The sequence below is a fragment of the Streptomyces sp. NPDC002773 genome, assembly GCF_040295605.1.
In the GTDB taxonomy this organism is placed as follows: domain Bacteria; phylum Actinomycetota; class Actinomycetes; order Streptomycetales; family Streptomycetaceae; genus Streptomyces.
The window spans coordinates 317,987-342,587 of sequence record NZ_JBEOVO010000003.1 but is presented as its reverse complement, the minus strand read 5'-3'; the positions used below and the strand labels follow the sequence as shown (position 1 = coordinate 342,587).

General features: G+C 72.3%; 16 protein-coding genes. 11 read left to right on the top strand and 5 right to left on the bottom strand.

The genetic code is table 11. From position 1 onward, the window contains the following. Nucleotides 1-18: 18 nt before the first annotated feature. Both rox and ABT034_RS06755 read right to left on the bottom strand, forming a co-directional pair. Entirely contained in the window at nucleotides 19-1,446 is a 1,428-nt protein-coding gene (gene rox, locus ABT034_RS06760) for a rifampin monooxygenase (RefSeq protein WP_351211963.1), read from the bottom strand. A gap of 149 nt (nucleotides 1,447-1,595) precedes the next feature. Continuing rightward, complete coding sequence (locus ABT034_RS06755; RefSeq protein WP_351211961.1) at nucleotides 1,596-2,405, bottom strand: caspase family protein; 810 nt, start codon at nucleotides 2,403-2,405, stop codon at nucleotides 1,596-1,598. A gap of 107 nt (nucleotides 2,406-2,512) precedes the next feature. On the opposite strand from ABT034_RS06755, the gene ABT034_RS06750 reads away from it, so the two are divergent. The 3 genes from ABT034_RS06750 to ABT034_RS06740 all read left to right on the top strand — a co-directional run bounded on the left by ABT034_RS06750 (nucleotide 2,513) and on the right by ABT034_RS06740 (nucleotide 10,173). Continuing rightward, nucleotides 2,513-3,400 (top strand): DNA/RNA non-specific endonuclease, encoded by an 888-nt coding sequence (locus ABT034_RS06750; RefSeq protein ID WP_351211959.1) that lies wholly within the window; start codon nucleotides 2,513-2,515, stop codon nucleotides 3,398-3,400. A 176-nt stretch (nucleotides 3,401-3,576) separates the two neighbouring features. Beyond that, nucleotides 3,577-9,087 carry a trypsin-like peptidase domain-containing protein gene (locus tag ABT034_RS06745; RefSeq protein WP_351211957.1) on the top strand — a complete coding sequence of 1,837 codons (5,511 nt, stop codon included), beginning with the start codon at nucleotides 3,577-3,579 and terminating at the stop codon, nucleotides 9,085-9,087. Nucleotides 9,088-9,093: 6 nt separating this feature from the next. Next, nucleotides 9,094-10,173, top strand: coding sequence for a trypsin-like serine peptidase (locus ABT034_RS06740; protein ID WP_351211955.1), 1,080 nt, complete (start codon nucleotides 9,094-9,096; stop codon nucleotides 10,171-10,173). 15 nt (nucleotides 10,174-10,188) lie between these two features. Here the strand turns inward: ABT034_RS06740 and ABT034_RS06735 are convergent, their stop codons facing one another. Beyond that, nucleotides 10,189-10,854 carry a maltokinase N-terminal cap-like domain-containing protein gene (locus ABT034_RS06735; protein ID WP_351211953.1) on the bottom strand — a complete coding sequence of 222 codons (666 nt, stop codon included), beginning with the start codon at nucleotides 10,852-10,854 and terminating at the stop codon, nucleotides 10,189-10,191. Between the two features lie 134 nt (nucleotides 10,855-10,988). On the opposite strand from ABT034_RS06735, the gene fdhD reads away from it, so the two are divergent. Together fdhD and ABT034_RS06725 are read left to right on the top strand one after the other, a co-directional pair. After that, on the top strand, nucleotides 10,989-11,816 hold the full coding sequence (gene fdhD / locus ABT034_RS06730; protein WP_351211951.1) for a formate dehydrogenase accessory sulfurtransferase FdhD: 828 nt from the start codon (nucleotides 10,989-10,991) through the stop codon (nucleotides 11,814-11,816). A 99-nt stretch (nucleotides 11,817-11,915) separates the two neighbouring features. Next, entirely contained in the window at nucleotides 11,916-13,136 is a 1,221-nt protein-coding gene (locus ABT034_RS06725; protein WP_351211949.1) for an FG-GAP-like repeat-containing protein, read from the top strand. 67 nt (nucleotides 13,137-13,203) lie between these two features. On the opposite strand, the gene recQ is transcribed toward ABT034_RS06725, so the two are convergent. After that, entirely contained in the window at nucleotides 13,204-15,231 is a 2,028-nt protein-coding gene (gene recQ, locus ABT034_RS06720; protein ID WP_351211947.1) for a DNA helicase RecQ, read from the bottom strand. A 191-nt stretch (nucleotides 15,232-15,422) separates the two neighbouring features. On the opposite strand from recQ, the gene ABT034_RS06715 reads away from it, so the two are divergent. The 5 genes from ABT034_RS06715 to ABT034_RS06695 all read left to right on the top strand — a co-directional run bounded on the left by ABT034_RS06715 (nucleotide 15,423) and on the right by ABT034_RS06695 (nucleotide 19,267). Then, nucleotides 15,423-15,674, top strand: coding sequence for an EF-hand domain-containing protein (locus ABT034_RS06715; protein WP_351211945.1), 252 nt, complete (start codon nucleotides 15,423-15,425; stop codon nucleotides 15,672-15,674). Nucleotides 15,675-15,813: 139 nt separating this feature from the next. Continuing rightward, nucleotides 15,814-17,001, top strand: coding sequence for a thiolase family protein (locus ABT034_RS06710; RefSeq protein ID WP_351211943.1), 1,188 nt, complete (start codon nucleotides 15,814-15,816; stop codon nucleotides 16,999-17,001). 114 nt (nucleotides 17,002-17,115) lie between these two features. Then, nucleotides 17,116-17,610 (top strand): SigE family RNA polymerase sigma factor, encoded by a 495-nt coding sequence (locus tag ABT034_RS06705; protein ID WP_351211941.1) that lies wholly within the window; start codon nucleotides 17,116-17,118, stop codon nucleotides 17,608-17,610. Next, nucleotides 17,603-17,956: a hypothetical protein gene (locus tag ABT034_RS06700; RefSeq protein ID WP_351211939.1), complete on the top strand. Its 354-nt coding sequence runs from the start codon at nucleotides 17,603-17,605 to the stop codon at nucleotides 17,954-17,956. The genes ABT034_RS06705 and ABT034_RS06700 overlap by 8 nt, the downstream gene beginning before the upstream one ends. 81 nt (nucleotides 17,957-18,037) lie before the next feature. Further along, nucleotides 18,038-19,267 carry a mannosyltransferase family protein gene (locus ABT034_RS06695; protein ID WP_351211937.1) on the top strand — a complete coding sequence of 410 codons (1,230 nt, stop codon included), beginning with the start codon at nucleotides 18,038-18,040 and terminating at the stop codon, nucleotides 19,265-19,267. Nucleotides 19,268-19,285: 18 nt separating this feature from the next. Here the strand turns inward: ABT034_RS06695 and ABT034_RS06690 are convergent, their stop codons facing one another. Further along, nucleotides 19,286-19,714 (bottom strand): YunG family protein, encoded by a 429-nt coding sequence (locus ABT034_RS06690; protein WP_502972811.1) that lies wholly within the window; start codon nucleotides 19,712-19,714, stop codon nucleotides 19,286-19,288. A gap of 36 nt (nucleotides 19,715-19,750) precedes the next feature. Between ABT034_RS06690 and ABT034_RS06685 the strand changes: the two genes are divergently transcribed. Next, nucleotides 19,751-24,595 (top strand): RHS repeat-associated core domain-containing protein, encoded by a 4,845-nt coding sequence (locus ABT034_RS06685; RefSeq protein WP_351211935.1) that lies wholly within the window; start codon nucleotides 19,751-19,753, stop codon nucleotides 24,593-24,595. The last annotated feature ends 6 nt before the right edge of the window (nucleotides 24,596-24,601 follow it).

Here is a 24,601-nt window from a genome sequence, read left to right as displayed (position 1 = left end):
GGAACCCCGTGGCAGTGCTCAGCCCTTGGCCGCGCCGAACCACTCGGCCAGACGGGCGCGCAGCCCCTCCTGGTCCTCACCGACCCACACCACGTGTCCGTCGGGCCGCACCAGCACCGCAGGAACGTCCAGTTCCTCGCTGACGTCGACGACATGGTCGACCCGGTCCGCCCAGCCCTCCACCGAGAGGCTGCCCGTCTGGTCGAGGAGCAGTCCGCGGCCGCCGCGCATCAGCTCGTAGAGCCGCCCCTGCTTCAGCTCGACGTCCCGCATCCGCAGGCCGAGCAGTTCGTGGCCCTCGCCCACGTCGTAGCGGACGTCGACCGCGGTGATCATCGCCGTCACGTACCGGTTGACCTCCTCGAAGTCCATCAGCTTCGAGAACAGCTCCCGCAGCGCCGTCGCACCCGGGTCGGTGCCGAGCAGCGTCATCTGCGCGCGGGTGTTCTCCACCACGCGCGCGCCCGCCGGGTGCCGTTCGGCCTGGTAGGTGTCGAGCAGCCCCTCCGGCGCCCAGCCGTCCACCGCGGCGGCGAGCTTCCAGCCGAGGTTGAACGCGTCCTGGATGCCGAGGTTCAGGCCCTGCCCGCCGGTCGGCGGGTGGATGTGCGCCGCGTCGCCGGCGAGGAACACCCGGTCGACCCGGTAGCGCTCGGCCTGACGGGTGGCGTCGCCGAACCGGGAGAGCCAGCGCGGCGAGTGCACCCCGAAGTCGGTCCCGGCGACGGCCCGCAGCCGGGTCCTGAACTCGTCGAGGGTCGGGCCGGTCGCCCGGTCCTCCGCCACTCCGTCGGCGGGCACGACGATCCGGAACACCCCGTTCTCACCGGGGATGACGCCGAACCGCAGCTGGGTCTTCTGGACTTCCTTGACGGTGGCCGCGATCGTCTCCGGATCGGCGGTCGCCTCCATGTCGCCGAGGAGCGTCTCCACGGTGGCGGGCTCGCCGGGGAAGTCCACGCCGATCAGCTTGCGTACGGCACTGCGGCCGCCGTCGCACCCGACGACGTAGCGCGAGCGCAGCCGCGTCCCGTCCGCGAGTTCGACGGTCGCCCCGTCCTCGTCCTGGCTCAGCCCGACGACTTCGCAGCCGCGCCGGATCTCGGTGCCCAGTTCGCGGGCGCGCTCGTCGAGCAGCCGCTCGGTGACCGGCTGCGGAGCGGCGACACCGAACGGGTGCGCCGTGTCCAGGCTCGTCGGCCACGGCTTCATGATGCCGCCGAACAGGCCGCCCACCTGGAACTTGGGGCTGACCTCGAGGAACCTGTCGAGCACGCCGCGCTGGTCCATCATCTCCACGCTGCGCGCGTGCAGGCCCTGCCCCCGGGACTCCCCGCTCGGCTCGTCCCGCTTCTCCAGCACGACCACGTGCACGTCGTGCAGCCGCAGTTCGGCCGCCAGCATGAGACCGGTCGGTCCGCCGCCGACCACGATCACGTCCATCATCAAGGTTCCCCGTTTCAGAAAATTGCCAGAGTCACTGGCCACGAGCGGAGATTCTGCAGCACGACGGGGGCCTTGCGGCAAGGCCCCCTGTGCGCTATACCTTGAGAGTGGCAAGGAGCGCTCGTCTCTCCTTGTCCTTCTTTTTGCCCTCAGATCGTGAACGGGCGCTGGCTGAGGAAGTCCGTCGTCGGCGTGCCCGTCAGGTAGAGGTTCGGACTCTGGGTCGGCGGCAGTCGGCGCTGGATCGCCCGGTGGAAGTCCCGGTAGCCGCCCCGGAAGGCGCCGTCGTCCCACACCCGGAGCAGGGCCGTGGTGAAGGCTCCGTTGACGTCGCCGTCCAAGGCGACCTGGTTGTCCTGGCAGGCCGACACGAGGAGCGCGTCGGGGCCCGCCCCGTCGGTCGGCGGGTCCTTCGCGAGCGTACGCCGGAGCTCCTCGAAGAAGCCGCGGTCCCGGTCGGCCAGCTGCCTCTGCTGCGGCTCGGGCAGATGGCGGGGCGTGCCCTCGGCCGCCGCGCCGCCGCCGGGGACCTCGATGCTGCTGCCGCTGTGGCAGCAGTCGAAGAGGGCGAAGATCCGTACGTCGTCGGCGAAGGCGCGGAAGGCCTGCTGGACCTCGTCGTCGAGGAACTGGCGGTCGTAGAGGACCAGGGTCTCGTCGAGCGCGTCCGGTTCGTCGTCGGAGCCGGTGGCATCCACCTGCCCGCCGTGGCCCGAGTAGGTGAGGAGCAGGATGTCGCCGGAGCCGAGCCGTGCGGCGGCGTCGCCGAGAGCGGCGGTGACATTGTCGACGGTGCCGTCCGGGGTGAGCAGGACGGTGCTCTCGAATCCGGCGGTGCCGGCGAGTCGCGCCATGTCGCGGGCGTCGTTCTCGCAGGCGACCAGGGTGCCGTCCCAGCCTTCGTAGCGGGCGGGGTCGACGCTGTTGAGTCCGATGTGCAGGGCGAGTCCGGTGGCCATGGGTTGCCTCCTGGCGGGAAGCGGAGGGGAGACCGGCAGGGGCGTCTGATCGAGTGGCCTGTGGTCCGGCGCCGAGCGCGACCCTCTCCACGCGGTACTTACATCGTATGAACCCTTCCGATCTCCCGCCCCCTCCGGGCTCGGGCGGCGTCCCCCGTGATCTGCTCGCCGACCGTGCCGGCTACGACGAGAGCTTCCTCGGCCCGGTCGTCCCGCTGCCGCTCCCGGCGCGGGAGGCGGTCGAGACGGTGATCCTGCCGTACACCCACTTCACCGTGGTCTTCCGGCCCGACCGCCGACTGGCAGCCTCGACGGCGGTGTGCGTCGAGGGGCGCGAGCTCCAGGAGGACGTACCCCGGGACGACGTCTGGCTGTTCGACCCCCGGCTGCCCGAGGAGCAGCAGGCGGGCGACGAGGTCTACCGGAACAACAGCCTCGACCGCGGCCATCTGGTGCGCCGGCTCGACCCGGTCTGGGGGCCCGCGGCCACGGCGTTGCGCGCCAACACGGACACCTTCTACTTCACCAACGCCGCGCCCCAGGCGGACGTCTTCAACCAGGGAAAGCAGCTCTGGCAGGGCCTGGAGAACCACCTCCTCGACCACGCCGCCGACTTCGACCGGAAGCTGACCGTCCTCACGGGCCCCGTGCTCCAGGACTCCGATCCGCCGTACCGGGGGATCCAGGTGCCGATGCGTTTCTGGAAGGTGGCCGCCTTCCTCCAGGACGGGGCGCTCGCCGCCGCCGCGTACGTCCTCGACCAGAGCCCCGACCTGAGCCGGGACGCCGAGCGGGCGCTCGCCGGGGCGACGGCGGGGGCGCCGCCGCCGCTCGGCCCGTTCCGTACGTACCAGGTCCCCGTATCGGACGTCGCGGAGATCGCCGAGCTGGAGTTCGGGCCGTTGCCGGACGTGGACGTGATGCCGCCGACGCGGGCGCCGGAGGAACGCTGGCGGCGCCTAGAGTCGTACGAGGACATGGTCCTCCACCCCTGACGCTCCTCGACCGTTCCCGACGACCGCGTGACGCTCCTCGCCCGTTCCCGACGGCCGCGATTGCGACGCCTCCGGGCCGGTGGAACGATGGGAGGGATCGGTCGTCACGTCCGATCTGTCACGTCCCGGCGCCGGAGCTTTCCGGCGCTGCGCCGAGAGCGCCGGACAGGTGCGGTATGCCGCTCACCGAGACCGAGTGGGGGCTCGTCGTCAGCTGGGTGCGGGACCATCTCCTCGACACCCCCGAGCCGCGCGACAGGTTGCTGCGCGCGGGCCTCCCGGCCGACTTCGTCGAGGATCTGCCGCTCACGCCGGACGCCGACCGGAACGCCCTGCTGGTGGTCGCGGCCGCCCGCCGGGACATCGCCCACCAGCGCCGGCTGCTCTCCGTCCTGGCCGGTCTCGACGCACTGGCCGCCATCGACGCGCCGCACGCCTTCGAGCAGGGGGCGGAGGCCCGGAGCCTGCTCACCCGGCTGCGGGAGGACGAGCGGCTCGGGCGCTCCCCGCGGGACCCGTTCGACAGTCTGCTCCTGAAGCACGGCACCGCGGTGTTCCTCGACCGGTCCGAGCTGCGCGAGAAGCTGCGGGGCTTCCTCGCCGACCCCGAGCAGACGGTCCTGCTCGTCGACGGTCCCCCGGACAGTGGCCGTTCCTACACGTACGAGCTGATCCGCCACCTCGGGCAGCACTGCGGCTTCCGTCCGGTACGGGTGACCCTGTCCCGCACGTCGACGGCGGCGCGTCTGATGGAGCGGCTGTCGGCCTTCCTCGCGGGGCCGGAGGCCGACGGCTTTCCGTTGAATCCCACACGGTTGAACGATCCACTGCCCTCCTTCGAGGACGCCGCCCACCGGATCGTCGCCCGTGCGACCGCCGCCCAGGACCGCTTCTGGCTGGTCCTCGACGACTGCGATCGGCTCGACCCGCACACGGACGTGTGGGACGCCATCGGGGTCCTGGCGCGGGCGATCTACGAGCACACCCCGGTACGGACGGAGACCGTTCCCCGCCTCGTGCTGCTCGGCTACGCCACGACGATGCGTCAGCTTCCGTACGAGATACGCAAGAACGAGTGCCGGGACACCACCCGGCTCGCGAACGAGCACGATGTACGGCACTTCTTCCGGGAGTTCTTCACCGACGCGGTCACACCGGGGCAGGAGCAGTGCGTCCACGAGCTGACGGAGACGGCCGTCGCGGAAACCTTCCGCACCGTCAATTCACCGTCAGGCGAGGACAGTTACATGCGCCGGTTGTGCACGGCAGTGGAGGATGTCGTTCGGATCTACCGGACGCTCCCGCCGTCGCCCCCGCCCGGGGAGGCGGTCAGGCTGCTGTGCGACGCCCTGCGCGCGACCCTCTCCGCTCCCGCCGCCGCCCTGCCCGACCCCCGCCGCCCCTACCGTGAGGCGGCCTGCCTGCTCCAGGAGTTCGACCCCGCCCTGCTCCGCCTGCCCGGCGAGGAACATTCCACCGGGCGGGCCGTCCTTGAGCTCGTCGACGACTGCACGGCCCTGCCGTCACCCGGGGCCGCGGTCTGGACGCTCAAGCCCGAGATCCGCGACGCGACGCTCGCGGGGCTCGCCGGACCCGGTGCCGCGCTCGACGTCCTGCGGACCAACATCGGGCTGCGCCCCGAGGGACCCGGCCCGGAACGCACCGCCCTGACGCTGCTCGCCGGCGCGCCCGCCGGCGCCGCTCCGGTCGGCACTCCTGTCGGTGCTCCCGTCGGTCCGCCACCACCGCCGCCGCCGGCGGCGAAGGGGGACGACGACGTCGAGGTGCTGTCCGACACCCTTCAGGCCGTGCTCTGGCTGAGCCGTGTGCCGGGCGTGACCGGCCTGCCCTCCGTCGAGTCGATCCAACACCGCCTTGAGGAGGCCCGGTTGCTCCAGCCGTTGCGCCGGCTGATCCGGGGGACCTTCCACGGCCGCACCGCCGAACTCGACTCCCTCAACGCCTACCTCGCGCTGCCGGAGGAGCCCGCGGAACCCCCGGTGCTCCTCCACGGACTCGGCGGCATCGGCAAGAGCACGTTGCTGGCCAAGTTCCTCGTCGACGCCTTGGCCGCGTCCCCCACCGGCTTCCCCTTCGCCTACATCGACTTCGCGCGTCCCACGCTCTCCGTCCACGAACCCGCCACCGTGATCGCGGAGACGGCCCGGCAGATCGGCGTCCACCACCCCGGCCTCCGCACCTCCTTCGAGGCGCTCGCGGACGAGTGCGAACGGACGGCGGCGGCCCAGCGCGGCGAGCGCACCGAACTGGACGAACTCCGCGGTCTCGCCGGCACCCGGGCCACGCTCGCCCGCGACTACTCGTCCGACTTCCACACCCGTGCCAGCGCCCGCGAGCAGGAACTCGCCCACCGGCTCGCGTCCCTGGTCGCCGAGGCGGTGCGCCCGGAGCCCGGTGGGCACCCGCCGCCGTTCGTCGTCGTGATCGACTCCTTCGAGGAGGCCATGTACCGCGGCTCCCCCGTCATCACCCGGATGTGGGCGATCTGGACGGCGCTCAGGGCCGCCTACTCGCGCCTGCGGTTCATCGTCTCCGGGCGCGCTCCGATCGACCACCCGGCCCGGGTGCTCACCCCGCGCTCGATGGAACTGACCGAACTCGACCACCAGGCGTCGGTGGACCTCCTGATGTCGTCCGGGGTCCTCGACGAGACCCTCGCGGAGGACCTCGCGGACCGGATCGGCGGCCATCCGCTGAGCCTCAAGCTGGCGGCCCGCACCGCCGTCGCCCTCGGCACCGGCTCCCCCGCGCTCGGTGGTCTCCTGCGCGGACTGCCGTCCCGGCGGCGGTACTTCGACCGCCAGGTCGACCAGATGCTGATCCAGGGCACGCTGTACGACCGCATCCTCAAGCACATCGCGGAGGACGACCTCAGGGCCCTCGTCCAGGCGGGTCTCGCCCTCCGCTTCATCACCCCCGACCTGGTCCGGGAGGTGCTCGCCGGTCCGGCGGGGCTGACCGTCACGACGGCCGGGGAGGCCCGCCGGCTGTACGGTCTGCTCACCTCGCGGGTCGACCTGATGGAGTCGGCGGGGCCGGACGCCATCAGGCACCGGGCCGATCTGCGGGCCATCATGCTGCGCCTCTCGGACAGCGCGCGGACCGACCTGATGCGGGCCGTGGACCGCGGCGCCGTCGCGTACTACGCGGTCCGCGAGGGGGCGGGGAACCGCGCCGAGGAGATCTACCACCGGCTCCGGCTCGGCGAGAACCCCCGTACCGTCGAGGAGCGTTGGGAACCCGACGTCGCCGCCTACCTCGGCGGGGAGACGCACCGGGAGATGGCTCCCCGCTCGGCCGCGTTCCTGCTCGGCAGGATCGGCGGCCACGTACCCGACCAGATCATGATCGAGGCCGACCAGGAGGACTGGGAGCGGATCGCCGCGCGCGAGGTCGAGGACCTCCTCACCCAGGGGTACGTGGAGGCCGCCTCGCAGCGCCTCGCGGAGCGGCGCCCGTGGACACCGTGCAGCCGGCTGCACGCACTGCTCGCGGAGACCCTCGCCCGCTCCGGGCGGACGGCGGAGGCGCGCGCGGGCGCCGAGCGGGCCGTGGACGGGGCGGCGGAGGCGGGCTGCGCGGAGACCCAGCTCGAACTGCTCCAGCTGTCCGCGCGGCTGGCGCAGGACACGGGCGATCTCGCGGCCGCGGACCGGAACCTCCAGGAGGCGGAGGAGATCGCGGCGGGGCTCGGGCTGCGGTACGAGTCCCTGGGCGTGCTGGTCGCCCGCTCACGGCTCGCGGCGCTCGCGGACGTCGACGCCGCTCCGGCGCGGGAGCGGCTGGCCCGGACGCTGCGCGGGATGCCGGACGCCGACCTGGCGCGGCAGCCCTCCCTGGCCCGTACGGCGGCGGCCGCCGCCTGCCGATCGGACCCCCAACTCCTGGAGCACACCCTGAGGTTGGTGGGGCTACCGGCGGACGAGGACACGGTGGTGACCGAACTCGCCCACTGGATCGACACCACCCTCACCGACGAGCCCGGCCTCCGCGAGCCGCTGACCCGCATCCTGGAGGAGGCGGCGGGCGGGGCGTCGACCGCCGGGGAGCGTTACCCGTCGACCGCCGGGGACCGGTACCCGTCACCCGCCGGGGACGCGTATCCGCCGGCGGCCGGGCCGGGCCACCCGACGGCCGCCGAGGAGGCCTATCCCGTCCCCGGGACGGCCGCTCCGGGGACGGACGCCCCGCTGGACCTCGCCCGGATCGAGCGGGACCTGGCGGAGGCCCGGCGCCGCGGCACTCTGGACAGTGTCGCCCGGCAGGTGCTGACGCTCCGGGACGGCAGCGGGGACCTGCTGCTCGGGGTCGCCGCGGCGATGGACTCGGGTCCGCTGCCGCGGGGCGCGGCACGGCGGGCCGCCGCCGGCCGCGGCGCGTCCTCGCGCGGCCTCTCGTCGACCGGCGGGGAGCCGGGCCCCTGGGCATCCACCCGCCCGGGCCACGACGGCGCGGGCCTGTGGACCCGGCCTCCCCCGAACGCCGCCGGAGCCGCGCTCCGCTCGGAGCCGTTCCTGCCGCAGCGGGAACTCGTCCGCCTCCGGAACGCCGCCATGGAAGCGGGGCTCGCGGACCGGGCCCTGCGCGCCGCCCTGCACAAGGGCATCCCCCGCTACTTCACGGCCACGCTCGAACCGCTGGACGACCCCCGGGAGCAGGTCCACGCCGACCTGAACGCGATGAACCAGGTCGAGCGGCTGATCGACGGCCTCGTCCCGCTGGAGATCTGGCTGCACAACGCGATCGAGAACACCCATGAACCGGGCCCGCGCGCCGTCCTCCAGGGCGCCCTCGACACCGTGGCCCGCGCGATCACCGGCGAGGCGGAGCTGCCGGCGGACATGATGCCCGGGGAGATGAAGGAGGAGATCGTCCTCCAGGACGACACCGTGCCGTACGAGTTCCTGCACGGCGGCATCCGGGCCGGGGCCTGCGTCGCACTCCTGCGGATCCCCCCGTACGAGTCGGGCGCCCCGCTCCTCCCCTCGTATCCGCACGGCGGTACGGGCTGGATGATCGCCCCCGGCCTGCTGATCACCAACCACCATGTGGTGATGGCCCGTTCGCACGAGCCGGGTGTCCGTCCGTTCGTGAGCGACGAGGACCTACGGCTCCAGGCGCTGATGTCCCGCTCCCGCTTCGACTTCGTCGAGAACGCGGCGGCGGCGCCGGAGGCGACGGCCGGTGAGCTCGCCGCGTGGGACGCGACGCTCGACTACGCCATCGTGCGGCTCTCCCCCGACCAGGAGCAGCGCCCGATGCTCAGGGTCGCCACCCGGCCGCTGCTCGTCCGGGAGCGGCAGCGCGTCCCGGTCAACATCATCCAGCACCCGGGCGGCCTGCCGAAGCGGGTCGCGCTGCGCAACAACCTGGTCTACCGGGCGGACGAGCACGACATCCTCTACTTCACCGACACCCGCGGCGGCTCCTCCGGCTCGCCGGTCTGCCTCGACGACTGGACGGTGGTGGGGCTGCACCGGGGGACGCGGAAGGTCGACGAGGTCGAGTTCCAGGGCGCGCGGACGCGGTTCGTGAACGTCGGGACCCAGATGAGCAGCGTCCTCGCCCATCTCCGGGAGTTCCGGCCGAAGTTGTACGAGGAGATCATGGCGGCCCAGTCGGGGCGGCCCGGCCCCACGGGCGCGACGAACGGAAGGCCGAGGTGAGGGACCATGCCGAGCGGATCACGGAGGGTGTCGCCGGTCGCGACCGCCACCGAGCAGATCTTCGGTGACCTGCGGGAGGTCGCCGCCCGGGTGCGCGGGGACCTGGAGGCGGAGATCGCCGAGTCCACGTTCGAGCTGCCCGCCGACGTGGCACCGGCGGCCGAGTTCTCCCGCTTCGCCCGTGAGGAGCGGGCCCGCGTCCTGGAGGCCGGGGTCAGCGGTCTGGAGAAGCTGGCCGCGCACCGGGAGGACGAGCTCGACGGGGACGAGGTCTTCGGGGTGGAGGCGATCGTCCTCCTGGAAGGCCGTCCCGCGATCCTGGTCCAGCGCCAGGACTTCGCCCCCCAGCGCGACGAGTGGGCCGTCCTCGACGCCCAACGGCCCTCCATCCGCGAGTCCCTGGCGCGGGTCGGCCGGGTCGAGGTCACCGGGCACCCGCGGCTCGACTGGGTCGGCACGGCCTTCCTCGTCGGCCCGCGCACGGTGATGACGAACCGTCATGTGGCGGTGGAGTTCAGCCGTCTCCAGGGCGACGGTGCCCCCTGGGTCTTCGAGTACGGCATGTCGGCGCGGGTCGACCCGGCGGAGGAGCTGCCCGTCGACGGCGGGCCGCCGGGGGCCGCCGCCCCGTACGAGATCACGGAGATCATCGGCATCCACGAGGACGTCGACATGGCCGTGCTGCGGGTCGAGCCCTCGGCCGACGGCGGCCTGCCCACCCCGCTCGCGGTCGCGGCGGACGCCCCTGCGAGCGTCCCTGGCCGGCCGGTGTACGTGGTCGGCTATCCGGCCTGGGACGGCCGGCGCAACGAACCGGAGTCGATGCGCCGGATCTTCATGGACGTCTACAACGTGAAGCGGCTGCAGCCGGGTGTGGCGACCGAGTTCACGCCGGGCGGTCTGGTGCTTAAGCACGACTGCTCGACGCTCGGCGGCAACAGCGGGTCCCCGGTCTTCGACCTCGGTGACCACCGCGTCCTCGGCCTCCACTTCGGCGGCCGCTACCGGACGGGGAACTTCGCCGTCCCGCTCTGGGAGCTGGTGGACGATCCCCTGCTCGCCGCGGCGGAGGTCAACTGGGTCTGAGGACCGCGCGGACGGTCACCCCTGCCCGGCGTCGGTGAGGACGACGGCGAACTCGCCGCGGGCAGTGGTCCCGTCGGGGAGCAGCCACTCTGCGACGACCCGGCCGGCGCCGTCCGCGGCCGGGACGGTGCCGGCGCGGAGGACCCGCCGTACCCGCACGGTCAGCGGGGCGGCCGCGCCGGGCGCCCGTACCACCACGTCGGTGTGGTCGGCGCCTTCCGTGACCCGTACGACCTCCACGTCGTCCGCGTCCTGCGCCGGGATCGGCGAGACGGCGACGGTGGGGTCGGGGACGCCGGTCTCGGACTGGGCCTGGGCCTGCGCCCGGCCGGTGAGGAGCGCGTACAACTGGGTGACGAACACCGGGTCGTGGGTGGCGTCGTGGACCCAGCGCTTGCCGAGGACGCCGTGCTCCATGGTCCCGATCAGGGCGTGCTCGGCGCCCGCCACGGGCCCGGAGCGGTACGTCATGGGGGCGAGGTACGTGACGGCCGCGTCGCCCTCGCCGTCGGTCACCACCATGATTTCGATGCCGACCTCGCCCGCCGGGTCGTCGAGCCGGAAGCCCCCGGCCTTCACCGGGCGCGCCTCCGTGCCGGTGTACCACTCGCGGGCGGGGAGCCACTCCGTGAGCAGTTCCAGCTTGGTGGGCTGCAGGGTGGTCTGGTGGATGACGGCCATCGTGCGGTCTCCCTCTCCTCCGTGATCCGGGCCTCCGCAACGTAACAGAACGCGTCGGGGGGTCCAGCCGACCCCGTCGACCGTGCTCGTGGCAGAGTCTTGGGGGTACGGCCGAACCGTTGGAGGAGCGAATCATGGGGCGAGTGACCGTGCGGCGGCGCGTCCTGCGCGTGCGGGAAGGAGAAGCCTCCTACCGCCCGGACACGCTGGCCGCCGAGGAGCCGATGGAGATCCGCGTCGGCGGACGCCCCCTGACCGTGACGATGCGGACCCCCGGCGACGACTTCGACCTCGCCGTCGGATTCCTCGTGAGCGAGGGCGTGGTGCATTCCGCGGAGGACGTGGCCGGAATCCGCTACTGCGCCGGCGCCACCGCCGACGGGAGCAACACCTACAACGTGGTCGACATCGGCCTCGCCCCCGGCGTGGCCGCTCCCGACGCGTCACTGGAGCGGAACTTCTACACGACCTCGTCGTGCGGCCTGTGCGGCAAGGCCAGCCTGGACGCGGTCCGCACCACCGCCGCCTGGACCGTCGCCGAAGACCCCCTGCGGATCAGCACCGACACCCTCGCGGCGCTCCCCGACAAGCTACGGGCGGCCCAGCGCGTCTTCGACACCACCGGCGGCCTCCACGCCGCCGCGCTCTTCGCGCCCACCGGCGAACTCCTCTGCCTCCGCGAGGACGTCGGCCGCCACAACGCCGTCGACAAGGTCGTCGGCCACGCCCTCCGCGAGGGACACCTGCCCCTCCGCGGCACCGTCCTCATGGTCAGCGGCCGCGCCTCCTTCGAACTCGTGCAGAAGGCCGTCATGGCCGGCATCCCCGTCCTCGCCGCCGTCTCGGCCCCCTCCTCTCTCGCCGTCGACCTCGCGGCCGAAACCGGACTCACCCTCGTCGGCTTCCTCCGCGGCGCCTCCATGAACGTCTACACCCACGACGACCGCCTCGACACCGCATAGGCCCCTGGCATGTACGCCGTCATCCGGCGGGGTACATTTCCGTGTTACGGCGCGTCGAGCGGGGGGTCCCAGCTCCGCGCCGCACATCGGAGGGAACGAATGCGCATATCTCTGCACCGACGCATGGCCACGGCGGCCATGGCGCTCGGTCTCACCACGCTCGGCGTCCTCGGCGCGGGCGCGGCCCCCGCTCAGGCGGCACCAGCCGACTGCCCGGTGGGCTACTACTGTGCCTGGAAGACCGAGAACGCCACGGGCACGATGTTCAAGACGAACAAGTCCCTGGCGACCCTGGGCACGTGGAACAACACGTTCAGGTCCCAGATCAACCGCACCTCGAAGATCGCCTGCCTCTACGACCTGGCGAACTACGAGCTCGGCACCCACTGGTCGCTCGACCCGAACCAGGACCCCCGCCACGGCTACGACATCGACGTGAACCCGACCACGAGCTCGGTGGAGCTCGTCGCCACGGAGCGCGAGTGCGGCGGCGACGCCTACCCGACGTGGTACGCGGAGACGTCGCCGAAGGCGGCCGGGTTCGGCGACCTGAACGGCGACCGAAAGGCGGACGTCCTCGTCCGCGACCGCGTGGGCCGGCTCTGGTACCTGCCCGGCGACTTCACCGGCAAGCTCGTGGGCTCCGGCGGCTGGAACACCCTGAACGCCATCGTCCGGCACGGCGACTTCAGCCGTGACGGCAAGGAGGACGTCATCGCCCGCGAGGCGTCCACGGGCAAGCTCTGGCTGTACCCCGGCACGGGCACGGGCTCGCTCGGGGCCCGCAAGCTGATCGGCGCCGGCGGCTGGAACACCATGTCCAGGATCGCCGCCGTCGGCGACCTCTCCCGCGACGGCCGCGCCGACCTCCTCACCGTGGAGAAGTCCACGGGCAAGCTGTGGCTGTACCCCGGTACGGCCGCCGGCGGGCTCGGCGCGCGCAAGCTGATCGGCTCCGGTGGCTGGAACACCATGAACGCCCTGAGCGGACCCGGCGACATGAACAGCGACGGTCGCGTCGACCTGATCGCCCGCGAGGCGTCGACCGGCAAGCTGTGGCTGTACCCCGGTACGGCCACGGGCACCCTCGGGGCCCGCAAGCTGATCGGCTCCGGCGGCTGGAACATGATGGGCACGTTCCTCTCCGTCGGCGACTTCACCGGCGACGGCAAGGTCGATCTGGCGACGATCGCCAACGACCCCCGGCTGACGCCCGAACACCAGGGCGAGCTGCGCTTCTACCGAGGCCTCGGTACGGGCGCCCTGGCGGCCGACTCCCAGATCGACGGCAACTGGTGGGGCCTGAACGGCGCTTTCTGACGGACCGGACACCCGGAGGGCCTCCCTCCCGGCTTCGCCTCCTCCGGGAGGGGAAGCCGGGAGCGGGCTACCGCCAGTCGTCCCAGGGCGGCGGCTCCTCCATCCCGTCCAGGTCGTAGGGCGGCTCCTCGTCGTACGGCGCCGCGGACTCCGAAGCCGCGGGTACGGGCTCGGCAGCGGCGACGCCTGACGAGTGCGTGGCGGTGGGCGCGGCGGCGGGCGCGGGCTCGGGACCAGCGGTGGCACCGCACTCCGCCAAGGCAGCCAGGACGCCCTCGGCGTACTTGGTGAGCTTGGCCTCGCCGACGCCACCGACGGTGCCGAGTTCCTCGACCGTGGTGGGCAACCGCGTCGCGACCTCCCGCAGTGTGGCGTCGTGGAAGACGACGTACGCCGGTACGCCCTGCTCGCGTGCCGTCGCGGCCCGCCAGGCGCGGAGGGCCTCGAAGACCGGCACGGCGGCCGCCGGCAGGTCGACCGGCACCCGGGCGCCCTTCCCGGAGCGCCCCCCGGACTCCTTGCGGGCGGGGGCGGCCTGCGCCTTCTCCTTGCGCATCGTGACGGTGCGGCTCCCGCCGAGCACCTCGCCGCTGTCCTCGGTGAGCACGAGCGTCCCGTAGTCGCCCTCCACCGCCAGGAGCCGCAGTGCGAGCAGCTGACGGACGACCCCGCGCCACTCCGCCGTACCCAGGTCGGCGCCGACGCCGAACACCGAGAGGGCGTCGTGGTCGAACTGGATGACCTTGGCGGTCTTCTTGCCCTGGAGGATGTCGATGATCTGTCCGGCGCCGAACTTCTGGCGCCGCTCCTTGGCGAGGCGCCACACGGTGGAGAGCAGCTTCTGCGCCGCGACGGTGCCGTCCCAGGACTCGGCCGGCGTCAGACAGGTGTCGCAGTTGCCGCAGGGCTCGCCCGTCTGCCCGAAGTACGCGAGGAGCCGTACGCGGCGGCAGTCGACCGTCTCGCAGAGCGCGAGCATGGCGTCCAGGTGCATGGCGAGTGCGCGCCGGTGCTGCTCGTCGCCCTCGGAGCCGTCGATGAGCTTGCGCTGCTGGACCACGTCCTGGAGGCCGTACGCCAGCCATGCCGTCGCCGGTTCGCCGTCACGTCCGGCGCGGCCGGTCTCCTGGTAGTAGCCCTCGACCGACTTCGGCAGGTCGAGGTGGGCCACGAAGCGCACGTCCGGCTTGTCGATGCCCATGCCGAAGGCGATCGTCGCCACCACGACGACCCCGTCCTCGCGCAGGAAGCGGGCCTGGTTCGCCGCGCGCGTACGGGCGTCCATGCCGGCGTGGTACGGCACGGCGTCGATGCCGTGCTCCACGAGGAGGGCCGCGGTCTTCTCCACCGAGGCGCGGGAGAGGCAGTAGACGACTCCGGCGTCCCCGTCGTGCTCGGTCCGGATCAGTTCGAGCAGCTGCTTGTGCGGGCTGTTCTTCGGGACGATGCGGTACTGGATGTTCGGCCGGTCGAAGCCGGCGACGAAGTGCCGGGCGTCCTCGAGGCCGAGCCGCGCCGCGATCTCCTTGTGCGTGGCCTCGGTGGCCGTCGCGGTCAGCGCGATGCGCGGCACCTTGGGCCAGCGCTCGTGCAGCATGGACAGCGCGAGGTAGTCGGGGCGGAAGTCGTGGCCCCACTGGGCGACGCAGTGCGCCTCGTCGATCGCGAACAGCGACACCTTGCCCCGGTCGAGCAGCCGCTGGGTGCCCTCGGTGCGGAGGCGCTCGGGGGCCAGGTAGAGCAGGTCGAGCTCGTCGGCGAGGAAGGCCTGCTCGACGGCCTGGCGCTCGTACGGATCCTGCGTCGAATTGAGGAATCCGGCCCGCACCCCGAGGGCCCTGAGCGCGTCCACCTGGTCCTGCATCAGGGCGATGAGCGGCGAGATCACGACGCCTGTGCCGTCTCTGACCAGGGCCGGGATCTGGTAGCACAGCGACTTGCCGCCGCCGGTCGGCATCAGCACGAGGGCGTCGCCGCCGCCGACGACCTGCTCGATGATCTCCTGCTGCTCCCCTCGGAAGGAGCTGTAGCCGAAGACGCGGTGGAGGGCGCCCGCTGCCTCGGAGATCTCGGCGGAATCGTCGGTAAGGACCATTCACCCACCCTATCGGCCGACACGGACACCCTCGGCGCCTCCGCGGGAACCTGTGGACAACCGGAACCTGTGGACAACTCTCCGGGCGGCAGGTCACCCTCTGAGGCAACGTGCGGGGCCAACCCCGCGTCCTTCCGGACAGGGACGCGTCGGCCGACACGACACCCCGGCCCCACGGAAGAGGACACACCATGAGCGACAAGGCCCGCACTCTCTTCGACGCGCTCGACCTCGACCACGACGGGACGCTGACCCGCGCCGAGGTGATCAGCGCCCTGCTGGCCAAGGGCCCGACCCTCGCCGCGCAGGGAGTGATCCCCGCCTGGGGCGTGGGGAACGCCGACGACTCCTCGGCCCTGTTCGACGCGGCCGACCAGAACGGCGACCGCGTCCTGTCGTTCGAGGAGTTCGCCGCCCTGGTCGACCGCCGCTTCGGCTGGTGACCCGGGGACGCCGTGCACCACCGCCCGCTCACCTGCCCGGGAGCGTGTACGTATTGACCGGAGCGGCACCTCAGGGGCTACAGTCCTAAAAACTTGCGCCGCTAGTTTAAGGCCTTCGCCACCCCTTGGAGCCGTGACCATGCGCCCCGTGTACTTCGCCGCCGCCAGACGCACCCCGATCGGCCGCCTCCGTGGCGCCCTCTCCGGCGTCCGGCCCGACGACCTCGCCGCGACCGCCGTCCGCGCGGTCCTGGACACGGTGCCGGCGCTCGACCCGGCGCGGATCGACGACGTCTACTGGGGCGCCGCCAACCAGTCCGGCGAGGACAACCGCAACGTGGCCAGGATGGCGGTGCTGCTCGCCGGACTCCCGGACACCGTCCCCGGCGCCACCCTCAACCGGCTCTGCGCCTCCGGCCTGGAGGCGGTCACCACCGCCGCCCGCGCCATCGCGTCCGGCGAGGCCGACATCGTGCTGGCCGGCGGCTCGGAGTCGATGAGCCGCGCCCCCTTCGTCCTCCCCCGGGCCGAACAGGCGCTCCCCCACCACCAGACGATCCACGACACCAAGCTCGGCTGGCGGATGACCAACCCCCGGATGGCGGAGCTCCACGGGGTGCTGTCCATGGGCGAGACGGCCGAGGAGGTCGCCGCCCGGTACGGCGTCAGCCGCGAGGACCAGGACGCCTTCGCCCTGCGCAGCCACCGGCTCGCCGCCGCGGCCCGCAAGGACGGCCTGTTCGACGCCGAGACCGTCCCCGTCACCCTCCCGGACGGCACCGTCGTCACCCACGACGAGTCGATCAGGCCCGACACCACCGCGGAGAAGCTGGCCGCCCTCAAGCCGGTCTTCCGGCCCGACGGCACCGTGACCGCCGGCAACGCCTCACCGATGAACGACGGCGCCGCCGCGCTGCTGCTCGTCACCGAGGACGTCCTCCACGAGCTGGGCCTCGAGCCGCTCGGCCGCTACGTGGCCGGCGCCAGCGCCGGCGTCCACCCGGACGTCATGGGCATCGGCCCGGTCCCCGCCGTGCGGCGGGTGCTCGCCCGGACGGGCCGCGCCCTCACGGACATCGACACCGCCGAGTTCAACGAGGCCTTCGCCGCCCAGGCCCTGGCCTGCGTCCGCGAGCTCGGCATCGACCCCGACCGGGTCAACCCCCAGGGCGGCGCGATCGCCCTCGGCCACCCGCTGGGCGGCTCCGGCGCCCGCCTGCTCACCACCCTCCTCCACCGCATGCACCGCACCGGCGACCGCCACGGCCTCGCCACCATGTGCGTCGGCGTCGGCCAGGGCACCGCCGTCCTGGTCGACCGGGACTGAACGGCCCCGCCCCTGCGGTGTGACGGGGCTCACGCACCCTCTTCGGGATCGCTGTAGACCGTCGAGGCCCTGCCAGGCGTATGCCCGGTGAAGCGAGAGACCCGGGAGTTGCCGTTGACCGTCGAAGAGTTCGAAGCGTTCTACGTCCAGGCGGTCGGGCGGCTCACCGGGCAGCTCTACGTCATGCTCGGCGACCTGCAGGAGGCTGAAGACGTTGTCCAGGAAGCGTTCATCAAGGGCTGGAACCGGCGACGGCAGCTCGACCGCGACGGCGGACCGGAGGCGTGGGTCCGGAAGGTCGCCTGGCGTCTGGCCGTGAGCCGATGGCGCTTTCGGCGCCGTACGGCCGAGGCCTGGAGCCGCCGAGCGGCCCCGGCCGACATGCCAGGCCCTGGGCCGGAGCACGTGGTGCTGGTCGAGGCACTGCGCACGCTTCCGGCCCAGCAGCGGCGCACCATCGCCCTCCACTACCTGTGCGACCTCACCGTCGAGCAGATCACGGGCGAGACCGGGCTGTCCGCCAGCACGGTCAAGACCCACCTCGGCCGCGGGCGCGCCGCCCTGGCCGACCGGCTGCGGGACAACGTGCAGGAGGCTCCCGGTGCATGACGACATCGACGACCCGTCCCTGAGGAACCTGTTCCGGGCAGCCGCCGATCACGGCCGACGGCACGCCGCGCCCCTGCCCGTCGCGCAGGTCGTCGAGCGGGGCAGGCGATCCCACCGGCGTCGCGTGACCCTCGCCCTGGTCACGGCGAGCGCCGTCGCCGCCCTCGGCGTGGTCACGGCGGTCGGACTCGTGCCCGCGGACCCCGGCCCCACCCTGCCGGCGACCAGTCCTTCCCCACCTCAGCCGGGATCCACCACGACTCCCCCGGGGCCCCGGCCCACGGAGACGGAGGCGGACCGCTCGTTCCCGCCCACGACCCCGGGCACGACGACCCTCCACAGCTGACACCTCGCGCCCCCGCTTCCGGACGACCCACACGTGTGGCGCCGCCCGGCCCTTCCCCGTACCCACGGAGAGACCTCACCCATGCCTGTCACGGCACCCGCCTCCCCGAGGCATGCCCCCGTAGGGGCGGACCCCGCAGCACCCCGCGGGGAGACGCTGCCCGGACCCGCCCTGTCCCGTCTGCGGCCGGTCGACCGCGAGGTCCTGGGGCTGTACCTGCTGACAAGAGCGGCCCTCTGGACGACCGCGTACTGCACCCGCTGGCTGTTCCCCTCCGACGGCGACGCCCGAGCGCCCGAGCCGGTGCTCGCGTCCTTCGAGCGCTGGGACTGGGGGCACTTCCTCCACATAGCCCGGGACGGCTACTTCCCCGGCGAGGACGGAACCGGCCCCGGCCCCGGCCCCGGCCACGGGGACAACAGGGAGGCCTTCTTCCCCGGCTTCCCGCTGCTCCTGCGGGCGGTGCACACCGTGGTCGCCGACTGGACCGTCGCCGGTCTGCTCATCTCCTTCGTCGCCGGCGCGGTCGCCGTGGTGGCGCTGGCCCGGATCGCCGAACTCCACCTGCCCGGCGCGCACGCGGGAAGACGCGCCGCCCTGTTCCTCCTGCTGTCCCCCTGCGCGGTCTTCCTCGCCGCCGGATACAGCGAGGCCCTTTTCCTGGCTTTCGCCCTGCCCGCGTGGCTCGCCGCCCAGCGGCACCGCTGGCCGCTCGCCGCACTCCTCGCCGCCGGTGCCACGACCGTCCGCATCAGCGGTCTCTTCCTCGCCGCCGCCCTCGCCGTCCACTTCCTCATGACCGTACGCACGCGGCGGCGGCGCGCGGCACTCCTCGCGCTGCCGGCACTGCCGGCGCTCCTCTACTTCTGGTACCTGTACGAGCGGACCGGCGACTGGACGGCGTGGAAGCACGCCCAGGAGCGCGGCTGGTACCGCCACTTCCGCGCCCCCTGGGAAGCCTGGGCCCAGACCTGGCACGAGGCCTTCGCCCACACCCAGGCCACCGGCTACGCCGCCCTCTTCCAGGCGGACCTCGCCGCCATGGTCCTCGGCCTGGTGCTCCTGGCCCTTCTCGTCCGCCGGCGCCGCTGGCCGGAAGCCGTGTACATCGCGCTGACGCTGTGGGCGCTCGGCACCTCGTACTGGTACATGTCCGTCGCCCGCAGCACCCTGCTGTGGTGGCCCCTGTGGATCGGCCTCGCCGTCGGGACCCTGCGCGGCAGAACGACGACGACGGTGTACGTCTGCCTGGTCGCCCCCCTGAGCACGGTCCTCACCCTCACCTTCCTGACGGGCCGCTGGGCCGGCTGACGGGACATCCCCGCAGGTTCAGACCGGCTGATGCGACACAGCCGCAGAGGCCGTCACCTCCCGCCGATCGAGCTTCTCCGCCACGCGGTCGCGGAGAAGCTCGTACTCCTGACGAAGCCTGCGCCATTCGGTCACGGGCGGGCGGGCGATCACGACGCCTCCCGTGACGGTCTCCTCCGGCCCGAACTGCTCGCGGGTGAGGTCGATCTCGACACCCATGCCCAAGCGGTTCCACCAGTGGTAGTCCACCCGCTCCCCGTCGACGTGGACCTCCCCCCGGATCAACTCACCTCCCGACAAGTCGTTGAGCACCATCCTGCCAGCGGGCACTGACGACGCCCCGGCCGTGACCGGACTCGGCGACAACAGAGGCGCGGTCGGACCGGACGAGGGAGAGGTCGCGTTGATCAACTGCGATGGCTCATGACAAGGTGTTCGCACTTGCATTCCGCGAACAGACGTACGCACGGGGGAATTTCCATCATGGCAGTCACGGTGCCGGACTGGGCGGACACACTGCTCGACCTGGTGGGGGTCAACTGGCCCAACGTCGACGAGGACGCCTACCGGGAGATGGCGGACGCGCTCCGGGAGTTCGCGGACGACCTCGCCGACGACGGCCAGCTCGCCAACAACCATATGGAGCGTCTGCTGTCGTCGGGCCACGGCGAGGCGATGGACGCGCTGAACGAGCACTGGGGCAAGGTCAAGGGCAAGCACCTCAACGACATGGTGTCCGCGGCCCGGACGATCGCGGGCGCGCTGGACATGGCGGCCGGTGCGATCGAGGCCATGAAGTGGAAGGCGGTCGCGGAGCTCGGGGTCCTGGCGGGCCAGACCGGCCTGGCCATGGCGCTGATCCCGGTGACCGGTGGCCTGTCGGCACTGCTGGGTGCCGGTGCGATCGCCTTTACGAAGAAGCAGCTGCTGAAGTTCATCACGGGCGCGATGGAGGAGGCGGTCGGTCACATCGTCGGTGTGATGACCGAGCCGGCCGTGGCGGCGCTGGAGAACATGGCCGCGGACCTGGTGGTCCAGGTCAGCATGGACGCCCTGGGTGTCCAGAACGGTGTGGACCTCGACCAGACGAAGCAGGCCGGGAAAGAGGGTCTGAACCTCGCCTCCGCCGGAAGCGGCGCCGGAGGCGGAGGCGGAGGCGCCAAGGGCAAGGGCTTCCACATCGAGCACGACGAGCACGACAACGCCGGCACGAAGCTGAGCGGCGTGAGCGTCGGCATCCACGGCAAGACCACCGGCAAGCTCACCAAGGCGAAGTCCGCGCAGGGCCGTAACAAGGGCCGCGACGACATCGCCAACGCCCTCGACCCCGTCATCGAGAAGGCCATGGGCGCCCTCGTGAAGTCCGCCAAGACCATGGGCGACCACGTCGGCGAAACCCTCCCCAACGCCGTCAAGCGCATATCCAAGGATCACAAGAGCAACGACGACGCCGTCCGCGACCGCCTCGCCCGCGAACGCAAGGACGACGACGGCAAGGGCAAGGACTCCACCGGACACGGGAAGGGCGGCAAGGGGCCCGGCTCCGACACGCGCGCCAGGCCGGAGCCTCTCAAGGACAGCACGTCCGACCCCCGCGGCAAGAGCATCGAGATGCGCGACCGCACCTGCGAAGGCGACCCCGTCGACATCGCCTCCGGTGAGATGACGATGGAGCAGGTCGACCTGTCCTTGGCGGGCGTCCTGCCGCTGCTCCTGCGGCGCACCCATCTGTCGACGTACCGCTACGGCCACTGGTTCGGTCCCAGTTGGGCCTCGACCCTCGACGAGCGGCTCGAACCGGCCCCGTCCGGGCAGGGCGCCTTCTGGGCGCGCGAGGACGGATCGGTCCTGTGGTTCCCGGCGCTCCCCGCGCCCGGTGCGGCGGACCCGGTCCTTCCCGTGGAGGGTCCCCGCGTGGCCCTCCGGCACGGCGACCAGGACGATGCCGTGACCACGTACCGCGTCACCGACCCGCGCACCGGAGTGATCCGCACCTTCGCCGGAAGCCCGTACCACGAGTCCTCGGCGTACTGGCTCACCGAGATCGAGGACCGCGGCGGCAACCGGATCACCATCAGCCGGCGGGGCGACGGCGCGCCCACCGCCGTGTCCCACTCCGGCGGATACCTGGCGACGCTCGCGTCCGAGGACGGCAGGCTGCGGGAACTCGCCCTCCGCACGCCCGACGGCCCCCGGACCGTGATGCGCTACGGCTACGACGAGTCGGGCCGGCTCACCCAGGTCATCAACTCCTCCGACCTGCCGATGCGGTTCGGCTACGACCCGGACGGCCGCATCACCTCGTGGACGGACCGGAACGGCTCCACGTTCCGGTACGAGTACGACGTCGAGGGCAGGGTCGCCCGTACGATCGGCCCGAACGGCTATCTGTCGTCGACGTTCGCGTACGACGTCCACCCCTCCACCGGCGACCGGATCACCCGGTTCACGGACTCCACCGGCGGGTCCAAGGTCTACGTCCTCGACGACCGCCTCCGCGTCCTCTCCGTGACAGACCAGTCCGGCGGCACCGTCCGCCAGACGTGGGACCGCCATGACCGGCTGGCCACCCGCACCGACCCGGCCGGGCGGACCACGGCGTACACCTACGACGAGCGCGGCAACCTCACCGGCGTCGCGCACCCGGACGGCAGCTCGGCCGGGGTCGAGTACAACGAGCTGAACCAGATCACGGTCGTCACCGGCCCGGACGGTTCGGTGTCCCGGCAGGAGTACGACGAGAACGGCAACCCGGCCCTGTTCACCCGCCCCAACGGGACGACGACCAGACTCAGTTACGACTCCCGCGGCCGACTCACCGGGGTCGACGACTCGCTGGGCGCCGTGGACCGGGTGGAGAACGACCCTGCGGGTCTCCCGCTCGCGGTGCGCGGTCAGCACGGCGGGGTCACCCGTTACCTCCGCGACGCGTTCGGCCGGCCCGTGCGGATCACCGACCCGCAGGGCCGCAGCACCGAACTGGAGTGGACCGTCGAGGGCCGGCTCGCCCGACGTACCGAACCGGACGGGGCCACGCAGACCTGGGCGTACGACGGCGAGGGCAACTGTGTCCTGCACATCGACGCGATGGGCGGCGAGACCCGCTTCGAGTACACCCACTTCGACCTGGTGAGCGCCAGGACGACACCGGACGGGGCGCGCCACGAGTTCACGCACGACACCGAACTGCGCCTGACGCACGTCACGAACCCGCAGGGCCTCACCTGGTCCTACAGCTACGACCGTGCCGGTCTGCTGACCGCCGAGACCGACTTCGACGGGCGCACCCTCGGCTACACGTACGACGGGTTCGGGCGGCTCGCCTCACGGACCAACGGGGCGGGGCAGACGGTCCGTTACGTGCGGGATGCCGGCGGCCGGCTCGTCGCGAAGGACGCCGAAGGGGCGGTCACCCGCTTCCGCTACGACGCCCTGGGCCGTCTGGCCGGTGCCATCGGCCCCGACTCCGAGTTGTCGTACGTCCGCGACGTCTCGGGCCGGGTGCTGGAGGAGACGGTCGACGGCCGGACGCTGACCCGCGCGTACGACGCGGCGGGGCGCACTGTGCGGCGCACCACGCCGTCCGGGGCGGTCAGCTCCTGGTCCTACCCGGCCGGCTCCACCGCGCGCCTGGACGCCTCGGGGTACCGGGTCGACTTCGAGTTCGACGCGTCCGGTCTTGAGACCACGCGGCGCGTCGGCGCCACGCTCACCATCGACCACGCCTATGACGCCGTGGGCCGCCTCACCGGCCAGCACGTCCGGACGGCCGAAGCCGGGCTCGTCCAGCAGCGCGCGTACACCTACCGTCCAGACGGCCACCTCACCGCCGTCGACGATCGTCTGGCCGGTCACCGGCAGTTCGAACTGACCGCACAGGGCCGGGTCACCGGCCTCAGGGCCGAGAACTGGACGGAGCGGTACGCCTACGACGAGGCCGGCAACCAGACGCACGCCTCCTGGCCCGGCGCGGGAACGGCCGATGGCGCCCGGGAGTACAGCGGCACCCGCATCGTCCGCGCCGGCGCGATCCGCTACGAGCACGACGCCCAGGGCCGGGTGGTGCTGCGGCAGAAGGCCCGCCTCTCCCGCAAGCCGGACACCTGGCGTTACGACTGGGACGCCGAGGACCGGCTGATCGCCGTCACCACCCCGGACGGCACACGCTGGCGGTATCTGTACGACGCGCTGGGCCGGCGCGTCGCCAAGCGGCGCCTCGCGGACGACGGGGTCACCGTCGTCGAGGAGACGCTGTTCACCTGGGACGGCGACACCCTCTGCGAGCAGTCGACCCGCGCTCCGGGCGCACCGGAGAGCGTCGCGATCACCTGGGACCACGACGGCTCCAAGCCGCTCACCCAGGTCGAACGCCGGTTCCTGGACAGCGCGGAGGTCGACCGCCGCTTCTTCGCGATCGTCACGGATCTGGTCGGCACTCCCCGCGAACTCGTCGACGAGTCCGGCGGCATCGCCTGGCGCACCCGCGCGACCCTGTGGGGAACCACCACCTGGAACCGGGACGCGACGGCGTACACCCCGCTGCGCTTCCCCGGCCAGTACTTCGACCCGGAGTCCCAGCTCCACTACAACCGCCACCGCCACTACGACCCCGCGTCGGGCCGTTACGTCTCCCCGGACCCGCTCGGCCTCGTACCGGCGCCGAACTCGGTGTCGTACGTGGAGAATCCGACCAGGTGGATCGACCCGCTGGGCCTGGCAGGATGCCCGCACCGGGGCGCGGACAAGCCCCGGCACAGCGTCGTCCTCGGGCCGAACCGGCCGCCCACCCACGCGTCGAACGAATTGGCCCGGTATCTGCGCAACGACCCCGACGACCCGGATCACGACCCCGAGCGCGAGAGGGATCCGGGGGCCCACACGTACAACGGCAACGACTACGCGTACGGCACGCCGCCGGACTGGATGACCAATGTCTCCGGCGCGGTCGCCGACCGGGGGACGAGGCTGTCCATCACGCTCGACGGGATGCCGAACAGCCGTGGCGAGGTGGGGAATTGGAACACGCCGGAAACCATCGTGGAGGCCTTCCGGGAGGCCGCGGTCTTCGGCTCCCAGTTCAACATGAGCCACGAGGACAACTACCCGCCCGCCGGTGTGGGCGGAACCGCGTGGGAGATGAGTGTGGTCGCCCGTGCCGTGCGGCAGTACGACGGGGACGCGGCCTGGGGGGAGCCGGACGAGGAGCGTCTCGGCCGCCCCTGGGAGGAGATCGACTGGTACTCGAACAATGAGAGGATCGAGGTTCCCAAGCCGGATATCCCGGAAATCCAGCCCGACCTTTCGAAGCTTCCGAAGCACATGAGATGAGAGCGG